At 61.6% G+C, this 8,702-nt stretch carries 10 protein-coding genes; 4 read left to right on the top strand and 6 right to left on the bottom strand.

Features of this window, described 5'->3' with window-relative positions; genetic code table 11:
- On the top strand, positions 1–603 hold a 603-nt coding region (locus tag CFR72_RS09265), incomplete at its 5' end, for a glycoside hydrolase family 15 protein (RefSeq protein WP_244182237.1).
- A gap of 90 nt (positions 604–693) precedes the next feature.
- Positions 694–840, top strand: a complete 147-nt coding sequence (locus CFR72_RS17535; protein ID WP_167400343.1) for a hypothetical protein — start codon at positions 694–696, stop codon at positions 838–840.
- An 85-nt stretch (positions 841–925) separates the two neighbouring features.
- Here the strand turns inward: CFR72_RS17535 and CFR72_RS09260 are convergent, their stop codons facing one another.
- The gene (locus CFR72_RS09260; protein ID WP_110913685.1) at positions 926–1,741 is read right to left on the bottom strand and encodes a creatininase family protein; all 816 of its coding nucleotides are present in this window, start codon (positions 1,739–1,741) and stop codon (positions 926–928) included.
- A 241-nt stretch (positions 1,742–1,982) separates the two neighbouring features.
- Between CFR72_RS09260 and CFR72_RS09255 the strand changes: the two genes are divergently transcribed.
- Complete coding sequence (locus tag CFR72_RS09255) at positions 1,983–2,588, top strand: nitroreductase family protein (RefSeq protein WP_110913684.1); 606 nt, start codon at positions 1,983–1,985, stop codon at positions 2,586–2,588.
- An 88-nt stretch (positions 2,589–2,676) separates the two neighbouring features.
- Here the strand turns inward: CFR72_RS09255 and CFR72_RS18370 are convergent, their stop codons facing one another.
- Together CFR72_RS18370 and CFR72_RS18365 are read right to left on the bottom strand one after the other, a co-directional pair.
- Positions 2,677–3,273 (bottom strand): AAA family ATPase, encoded by a 597-nt coding sequence (locus CFR72_RS18370; RefSeq protein WP_341865262.1) that lies wholly within the window; start codon positions 3,271–3,273, stop codon positions 2,677–2,679.
- A gap of 69 nt (positions 3,274–3,342) precedes the next feature.
- Complete coding sequence (locus CFR72_RS18365) at positions 3,343–3,972, bottom strand: AAA family ATPase (protein WP_341865261.1); 630 nt, start codon at positions 3,970–3,972, stop codon at positions 3,343–3,345.
- Between the two features lie 158 nt (positions 3,973–4,130).
- On the opposite strand from CFR72_RS18365, the gene CFR72_RS09245 reads away from it, so the two are divergent.
- Positions 4,131–5,219: a PQQ-dependent sugar dehydrogenase gene (locus tag CFR72_RS09245; RefSeq protein ID WP_408869966.1), complete on the top strand. Its 1,089-nt coding sequence runs from the start codon at positions 4,131–4,133 to the stop codon at positions 5,217–5,219.
- A 62-nt stretch (positions 5,220–5,281) separates the two neighbouring features.
- Here the strand turns inward: CFR72_RS09245 and CFR72_RS09240 are convergent, their stop codons facing one another.
- The 3 genes from CFR72_RS09240 to CFR72_RS09230 all read right to left on the bottom strand — a co-directional run bounded on the left by CFR72_RS09240 (position 5,282) and on the right by CFR72_RS09230 (position 8,650).
- A complete protein-coding gene (locus tag CFR72_RS09240; protein WP_110913682.1) occupies positions 5,282–6,592 on the bottom strand; it encodes an Hsp70 family protein in 1,311 nt (436 codons plus the stop codon).
- Positions 6,593–6,781: 189 nt separating this feature from the next.
- The gene (locus tag CFR72_RS09235; RefSeq protein WP_110913681.1) at positions 6,782–8,161 is read right to left on the bottom strand and encodes an 8-oxoguanine deaminase; all 1,380 of its coding nucleotides are present in this window, start codon (positions 8,159–8,161) and stop codon (positions 6,782–6,784) included.
- Between the two features lie 174 nt (positions 8,162–8,335).
- Positions 8,336–8,650: a hypothetical protein gene (locus CFR72_RS09230; protein WP_146220699.1), complete on the bottom strand. Its 315-nt coding sequence runs from the start codon at positions 8,648–8,650 to the stop codon at positions 8,336–8,338.
- Between the last annotated feature and the right edge of the window lie 52 nt (positions 8,651–8,702).

Raw genomic sequence — 8,702 nt, 5'->3', positions numbered from 1 at the left:
TCTGAAAGGCCACATCAACAGGCCTTACAGAAGACCGCACACGATCACACGTCAATATGGGTCAGAAAACTCTTGCATAACGGACGGCAACCACAGAAGGAAATCCATGCCGAAGTCTGTGAAAAAGGCTTCGATGCGGCCAGCAACAGCTTCATGCAGTATTATGGCGCGGATCGTGTCGATGCCTCCCTCCTGCAGATTCCGCTGCTGGGGTTCCTGCCTGCCGATGACCCGCGCGTGCAGGGCACGATCGCACGGATCGAAAAGGAACTGCTGCACGACAACGTGGTCTATCGCTACCTGCCCGAAGGGGTTGCCGCCGATGGTCTGGAGGGGCGCGAAGGCGCATTCCTCGCCTGCAGTTTCTGGCTGTGTGATGCCTATATCATGTCGCATCGCGTGGAGGAGGCCCGCGTCCTGTTTGAACGACTGCTGTCCTATGGAAACGACCTTGGCCTGTTTGCCGAGGAATATGACCCGGTCGCCCGGCGGCAGCTTGGGAATTTTCCACAGGCCTTCAGCCATTTCGCCCTTGTCCATACCGCCCACATGCTGGCGGGGGGCGTGATCGACGCCAGCGGGCAGCGACGCAGGAAGAAATAGCGTCCCTGCCATGCGTGTCGCCTGCATGAAACCTTTTGACGGACCATGCGCTGTATGGGCGATGGATCAAGGGAGGGAAGAATGGATGTCATGAAATTTTCCCTCTATGTGCAGACGGAAAACCTGTCCCTGTTCCACTGGGTGCGGCGTGAACTGCATGCATGTTTCGACTTCATCATGCATGAACCGCCCCCTGAGGAAATGCTTGACCTGCTCGACGATCCGGACAGCACATAGCCCTGAAAATCGTAAAAGAAGTCTTTGGTGAAGCTTTTTTTACCGTTCCGTTCGTACCCAGGAAAATACGAACAACAGGCCGGATCTACCAGTTTTCCTTTACAAGATGCGCCACAAGGTCAGCGCCAAGGGTGGTCAGGCGCTCCACAAGCGCCTGCCCCGTGGTGGCCGAACACAGGCGCGGGTCTGCCTGGGCAACCCCTTTGGTGGCGATTTCATCAATTTCGAGGGGAAAGTTGATGCTGGCCCCCTCGAACTGCGCCGTGGCGAACCCGTTGACCGGCAGCCCCATGAATTCATGGGCGCTGGCGGGGGCGGGACGCAGGTCGGGGCGCACCAGATCGGGAAAGAGGGCCATGGCGACGCTGGAAAGCGGATTGCCACCATGCCCGGCGGACCGCTGTGCCGCATCCGCATCCCCCATCACGTCAGCAAGCATGGCCGAGGCAATGCTCCACAGATAGACGCATGGGATTACCACCCCCTGCCTGTGCCGCAGGGACAGTGTGACATCATGGACTGCCTGCGCATTGCCGCCATGCCCGTTGAAGACGATGATGCGGGTCAGTCCGTGCCGCAGCAGGCAGGACATCATATCCGTCAGGACCGCACGCAATGTTGCCTGTTCCAGGGCGATGCCCCCGATCACGCTGCCGAAATAATCCGCCCCGCCATAAGGCAGGACCGGGGCGACATAGGCCCCGATCCCGCGCGCACGCGCCGCCTGCGCCACGCGGCGCGCAATCGCGTCCGCGCACAGATAGTCGCCCATGGGGGAATGGAGGCCCTGATCCTCATGGCTGCCCAGTGGCAGGATGATGACCGGATTGGCCGCAAGTGCGGTACGTGCCTCCTCCGCCGTCAGTTCGGCGAGGCATATTTTTTCTGGCGCATGTTTCATGTCAGGGGGAATTCCAGTTCAGGCAGGTCATATATCGCGAAAAATTTTAGTAATTTGAAAAGGATTTTTCAATCGGCTTCATTATGCAATCATGTTCCTGTCATGGCATATTTGAAGACCGGCAGGGAATGCAGGACTGCTTCCCCCACATCCGCACTTCATGCGCATATGGCATCCTTTGCAGGGATGTGGCGTCCTTTTCGGCCTATTTTGTGATAACTGACGGCAGGTATAACCCACCATGACCAAAGCCCCCGCGCGCCATTCCGAAACTTCCGTCGATCGCCTGATCCTTGATCGCTGGTCGCCTTACGCCTTTACCCCCGCCCCGATCGGGGATGCGGAACTCCTGTCCTTCCTTGATGCCGGACGCTGGGCGCCTTCGGCCTATAATTCGCAGCCATGGCGCTTCATCTATGCCCGGCGCGACACGGCGGACTGGGAACGGTTCCTGTCATGGCTGATCCCGTTCAACCATTCATGGGCGCAAAATGCCTCTGCCGTGGTATATGTCGCCTCCCATACGGTCATGGATATCGGTCAGGCGGAGCCTGTCCCTGCCCCCACCCATGCCTTCGATACCGGTGCTGCGGCCGTGCTGGTGCAGTTGCAACTGAACAGGGCGGGATGGGCGGCCCATCCCATCAGTGGCTTTGACCACGACCTTGCCCGCGCCGGACTTGAACTCCCCGAAGATTATGCCCTTGATGCCGCCATCATCATCGGTCGGCCCGGCGATGCGGACGTCCTGCCTGAAAAACTGCGCGGGCGGAACGTCCCCTCATCGCGTCGTCCCCTTGCCGAAGTGGCGTTTGCCGGACGGTTTCCAGCGCAGGATGCGGACTGACGGGATGGCACGGAAACCAGAAGAACGCCGCCTTTTAAAGAGGCGGCACCCAAGAAACTTTTGATTTTTATGAATAGAGCCTGTGTCCCTACGTCTCCCGACGCTGGTCCCACCATGCCAGACGCTTGAGGAGGTCGCGTTCATATCCCCTTTCGTTGGGGCGGTAGAGTTCCGGCCTGTCGGGACCGCTCAGCGCATCGGGGAAGAACTGCTGGCCGCTGAACGCATGCGGGAAATCATGGTCGTAGCGGTATCCATCCTTGAATCCCTGCGCCTTCATCAGCGCCGTTGGCGCATTGATCAGGTGCTTGGGCGGCATGAGCGACCCCTGCGTCTCCGCAAGGTCCATGGCGGCATAGAACGCCTTGTAGATCGCGTTCGACTTGATCGCTGTTGCGAGATAGCCCACGCACTGCGCCAGTGCCGGCAGACCTTCCGGCTCCCCGACCCGTTCAAACACCGCGGCACAGGCGGCGGCCTGTTCGATGGCGCGTGGATCGGCAAGACCGACTTCCTCCGTCGCCATGACCATCAGGCGACGCAGGATCGCGCGCGGTGGCTCGCCGCTTTTGAGCAGTCGCGCCAGCCAGTAGAGCGCGGCCTGCACATCCGACCCGCGGATTGATTTCTGGAATGCGGACAGCAGGGCGTGATGGATGTCCGATCCCTTGTCACCCGCATGCACCTTGCGCTGGACAAGGGTATGGAGTTGCGCCGACGTGACGGGCGTATCGGTGCCAAGGTCCGACAGCGCCTAGACCATCACCAGCAGGTAGCGCCCGTCCCCATCCGCCATGTTCAGCAGTTCGGTGCGTGCCTGCGCATCGAGTGGAAGCACCCGGCCCAGATGCGCCTGTGCACGTTCAAGCAGGACCGACAGGTCGTGCGTATCCAGCCGTTCCAGCACCATGACCTGCGCCCTGCTGGCAAGGGCGCGGTTCAGTTCAAAGGAAGGATTTTCGGTGGTCGCACCGATCAGGACGACGCTCCCGTCCTCCACATAGGGCAGGAGCGCATCCTGCTGCGCCCTGTTCCAGCGATGGATTTCATCGACGAACAGGACCATGCCCCTTGACTGTCCCTGCTGCCGGTTCGCCTGTGCCCTGGCGAGTACCTTCTTCAGTTCGGGCAGGCCGGACATGACGGCGGAAATCTGCTCGAACGCCATGCCCGAACTTGCGGCGAGGATCCGCGCCAGCGTGGTTTTCCCGGTTCCCGGTGGCCCCCAGAAGATCATGGAGGACAGGCGTCCCGACGCCACCATGCGCCCGATTGGCCGGTCGGGGGCCAGCAGGTGCTTCTGGCCGATGACGTCCTCGATCCGTTCCGGACGCAGGGCTTCGGCAAGCGGGCGGGGCGCCAGGGGCTCAAACAGGGATGTCACGTTTGCTCCATGGTGTTCATGTCTGCGGCAGAGTATGCATTTTCCGGGTGCCTTGCAGAAGGCCACGCCCCTACATTTGTTTCTCCCTCCCGATCCCCTCATGCAAGGACCCGATCATGTCATTTCGCATCCTGGCCCGTACTGGCGCAGCGCTCGCCATGCTCATGGGGGCGTCCTGCTGGTCCGTGGCCGCGCAGGCCGCACCGCAGCCTGCCACCCTGCAGGTCCCCGACGGGTTCCATATCGCCACCTATGCCGATCATGTTCCCGGCGCGCGCGAAATCGCACTTGGCGACAGGGGGACGGTTTTCCTCGGGTCCATGGGGGCGGGCAGGGTCTATGCCCTGACGGGCGGGCAGGATGGACATGCGCCGCAGGTGCATGTGGTGGCGCATGGGCTGAACCTGCCTGTTGGCGTCGCCTTTCACCAGGGGGACCTGTATATTTCCGACACACGCCGGATTGTCGTCCTGCGGGGGATCGAGGACCGGCTGGACCATCCGCCCGCACTGGAAACGGTTGCGGACAACCTGCCCTATCGCGCGGGGGATCATTCGTGGAAATTCATTGCGTTCGGACCTGATGGGAAGCTGTATGTCCCGATTGGCGCACCCTGCAACATCTGTGATGTCGGGCATGAGTTCGGGCGACTGATCCGCATGAATCCCGACGGCACGGGGCGCGAGGACGTGGCGTACGGCATCCGCAACACCGTAGGCTTCACATGGCAGCCCGGCACGGGGACGTTGTGGTTCACCGATAACGGCCGTGACATGATGGGCGACGACATTCCTTCGGATGAACTGAACCGTGTCGATCGGGTCGGACAGTCGTTCGGCTATCCCTACTGCCATCAGGGCGACATCGCGGATCCCGTCTATGGCAAGGGGCATCCGTGCAGCGGGTTTACGCCGCCTATCGTGAAACTTGGCGCGCATGTGGCGGCCCTTGGGCTGCGGTTTTATGAGGGGACGATGTTCCCCGCGACATATCGTGGCGACCTGCTGATTGCGGAACACGGGTCATGGAACCGCTCCCGCCTGTCTGGCTACAGGGTGGTGGCCGTCCATGTCGGCACGGATGGCAGCGCCGGCCCGGTTTCCACGCTGGTGGACGGGTTCCAGCATGACCAGACCCCATGGGGACGCCCCGCCGATGTCCAGCCCCTGCCTGATGGGAGCGTGCTGATCAGTGACGACCTTGCCGGGGCGGTCTATCGCCTGACCTATGACGGGCACGCGGGCTGATTACGGGATTATCAGCCCGATCGTGGGCACATGAATATGATAAGGTGCCATAATAACATGGCTCACTGACGCATGGGGCTGGCCGCCTGTTCATTCATTAGCGCCAGCCCTTCCGCGACGGAGACGAACTCCCCACCCATATCGACCCGTTCCGCGCCAAATCGCCGGGTGAACAGGTCACGTACCGCAGGCACGAAAGAGGTCCCACCCGTCAGGAAGACGCGGTCGATCGCGGTGGCGGGCAGGTTGGCGCGATCAAGGGCAGTCTGCACGGCTTCATCAAAGCGATGCAGGTCCGGGGCGATCCAGCTTTCGAAATCGGCGCGCGTGATTTCGCGGTGGATATGCAGGTCGCGGTGATCGTACCGCAAAACCGTGCGGTCGGTTCGTGACAGGTCCCGCTTTGCCGCGCCCACGGCACGATAGAGCGCCTGTCCCTGCTGATCGTCGATCAGGTTTTTAAGGGCGTGCAGCTTTTCGGGTTCGGACGCCGTGCGGGCCACGTCCGCGATATCGCGCAGGGTCTGTGGCGTGCGCATCAGCGCCAGTCGGTGCCAGCGCCCGAGGCTTGCATACCATTCCGCCGGAACAGGCAGTGGTGCGCCCCCCATCACGCGATAGGTGGCATGTCGGCCAAGTTCCGGTGCCACGACATTGTCGATGATGCGGTAATCGAACTGGTCGCCCGCGATGCCGACGCCGGCATATCCCAGTGGCGTTGCCCGCTGTGGTGCATCGGGGTCGAAGCGCAGGATGGAAAAGTCACTGGTGCCGCCGCCGAAGTCCCCCACCAGCACGGTGGCCGGCGTGCCCAGGCGATGGGCGAAGCGCCATCCGGCGGCTTCGGGTTCAAGGGCGACATCGACATGGTGGAACCCCGCCGCGCGGAAACTGTCGCGCAGGCGCTGTTCGCCAAAGGCGTCATCCACCCCCTCCCCCGCGAAATGCACGGGGCGGCCGACCGTGGCGGTGACATGGGCGGGATCGATCCCGATCGTGTGCATCAGGCAGGCGAGGAAACGCGCGATCAGCATCTCCAGCGTCATGATACGGCCAAGCAGGCGCGTCTGGCGGAAGGAGGCCTGCGCCAGATAGGATTTCATGGACATGATCAGGCGGCTTTCCGCCGGATCCTCCAGATAGGCGTCGATGGCCGCGGCGCCAATGGCCTCCTGCAGGCTGGCGCGCCCTGCCCGCATTTCCTCGTGCCACAGGCACAGCAGGGAACGGCAGGTTTCCGTGGCTTCGTGATGGGGAAAGGAAAAGCGCGCCGGATGGGGCTGCCCATTTTCGTCCAGCAGGACCACAACGGTGTTGGTCGTGCCGAAATCTATGCCGAGCCTCACGCTCTGGGGGGATCCGATGGAAGACATGGCGCCTCAATAGGCGTCCGCCCGTCGCATGTCCATCCATCACGACAGGTTCCAATTTGCGGTGATGGACAAAAAATCAGCCCACGAAACGCCCTTCGGATCATCAAAAAGCTTCGCAAGAACATCACCTTTTTGAAAAAAGGCGACACCCGGAAACGTTTATGAACTGACCTGTTCTCAGGCACCTGATCACGCCGGATCGTCACCATCCAGCAGCGCCCGCGCCAGATGGTTATGCCGTTCGGCAAGCTGGCGAGTATCGCAGGTCAGCAGGTGTCCGTCACGTACGACGACCTGCCCATTGATGAGGGACAGCGCCACGGTGCGCGGGGTGCAGAAAACAAGGGCCGCAACGGGATCCACCAACGCCCCGGCATGGTCGATGCCACGCAGGTCGAAGGCGACGACATCCGCCGCCATGCCTGCCGACAGGTGGCCGATATCATCGCGTCCCAGTACGGCGGCCCCACCCCGCGTCGCCAGTTCCAGTGCGGTGCGCGCGCCCATCATCGCCGCGCCATCTTCCTGATCGTGCATAAGGCGTGAGACAAGCATCGCCTGGCGGGCTTCGGCCAGCATGTGGCTGCTGTCGTTGGAGGCTGAGCCGTCCACCCCCAGTCCGACATTGACACCATGGGCCATCATGCGGCGGACGGGGGCGATGCCGGACCCCAGACGCATGTTGGAACAGGGGCAATGGGCAACGCCCGTCCCGGTCCGTCCAAAACGTTCGATACCGGCATGGTCCAGCCGGACACAGTGCGCATGCCACACATCCGGCCCCATCAAGCCAGTATCCTCGGCATATTCCGCAGGCGTCATGCCAAAGGCATCGCGGCTGTATTCGATATCGCTCGCATTTTCCGCAAGGTGGGTGTGAAGCCTTGTGCCGGTTGCGCGTGCAAGATGTGCGGTCTGTCGCATCAGGTCACGGCTGACGGAAAATGGCGAACACGGGGCAAGGACGATGCGCTGCATCGCAAGGCGGGACGGGTCATGGTATGCCTCCACCACGCGCTGCATGTCACGCAGGATGGAGGGTTCATCCTCAACCAGGCTGTCGGGCGGCAATCCCCCCGCGCTTTCACCGACGCTCATTGCACCGCGTGCAGCGTGAAAGCGCATGCCCATCGTTGCGGCGGCCTCGATCTGGTCATCAAGGCGACTGCCGTTGGGAAACAGGTAGAGATGGTCGCTGCTGGTGGTGCAGCCCGAAAGCATCAGTTCGGCCATGGCGGTGCATGTGGAAACACGGATCATGTCCGGCGTCAGGCGCGCCCAGATGGGATAGAGCGTGCGCAGCCACCCGAACAGGGAGACATCCTGTGCTGCTGGCACGACACGGGTCAGGGTCTGGTACATATGGTGGTGGGTATTGACCAGACCCGGCATGACCAGATGGCCCGACATGTCCATGACGTCGTCCGCTGCGGGCAACGGGTCATGGGGCGTGCCGACCTGCTGGATCTGCCGCCCCTGTATCAGAACCCAGCCCCCGGCGATCTCGCGTCGCTGCGCATCCATCGTGACAAGCATCAGGGCGTTTTTGAGCAATATGGAGCGCGGCATGTATTTCTTCACTGACGGGGCATGACGTCGCCCCTATTGGTGATACAGGGAGAGTTTTGAAATAACCCATTGATGGAAATAATAAAAGTTTCCGGGGATGCTTTTTTCAAAAGGGTGGCGTCTTTCGAAGCTTTTTGAAAAAAGCTTCACCAGAAACTTTCATACCATCAGGTGTCAGCGTTCACGCACGGCTTCCGGCATTCCCAGTGGCCCGGTGGAAGGCGGAGGTGTGACCGCCTCCCCTCTGGTGGTGCGTGGGTGTCCATGCCGGCCAGTCACCGGGGCCGTGGCGTCATGATGGAGTGCTGGCGTCGCGGTGCGATGGGGCGTCATGCCCGGCATGTTTTCCATGCCGTCCATATTTTCCATCCCCTGCATGTCGTGCATCTGCATCGCCGGGGCGGGGGCCGCCTGCGCATCCATTACCGGCATGAGGACGGCCGCCATCAGGGCGGGCATGGCGGACAGCCATAATCCTGTGCGATTCATTTCTTTCCTACTCCATTGATATAACAGTATTTTTATGAATGGGGACAGTCGG

It is taken from the genome of Gluconacetobacter entanii, assembly GCF_003206495.1.
Lineage (GTDB): Bacteria > Pseudomonadota > Alphaproteobacteria > Acetobacterales > Acetobacteraceae > Novacetimonas > Novacetimonas entanii.
Note: the sequence above shows the minus strand (reverse complement) of the source record. Positions and strands in the feature narration are given on the sequence as shown.

What these genes read in the sequence shown, in the direction of transcription:
- CFR72_RS17535 (WP_167400343.1), top strand. Translation starts at nt 694, where the DNA reads ATGAAATTTTCCCTCTATGTGCAGACGGAAAACCTGTCCCTGTTCCAC.
- CFR72_RS09260 (WP_110913685.1), bottom strand. Translation starts at nt 1,741, where the DNA reads ATGAAACATGCGCCAGAAAAAATATGCCTCGCCGAACTGACGGCGGAG.
- CFR72_RS09255 (WP_110913684.1), top strand. Translation starts at nt 1,983, where the DNA reads ATGACCAAAGCCCCCGCGCGCCATTCCGAAACTTCCGTCGATCGCCTG.
- CFR72_RS09245 (WP_408869966.1), top strand. Translation starts at nt 4,131, where the DNA reads ATGCTCATGGGGGCGTCCTGCTGGTCCGTGGCCGCGCAGGCCGCACCG.
- CFR72_RS09240 (WP_110913682.1), bottom strand. Translation starts at nt 6,592, where the DNA reads ATGTCTTCCATCGGATCCCCCCAGAGCGTGAGGCTCGGCATAGATTTC.
- CFR72_RS09235 (WP_110913681.1), bottom strand. Translation starts at nt 8,161, where the DNA reads ATGCCGCGCTCCATATTGCTCAAAAACGCCCTGATGCTTGTCACGATG.
- CFR72_RS09230 (WP_146220699.1), bottom strand. Translation starts at nt 8,650, where the DNA reads ATGAATCGCACAGGATTATGGCTGTCCGCCATGCCCGCCCTGATGGCG.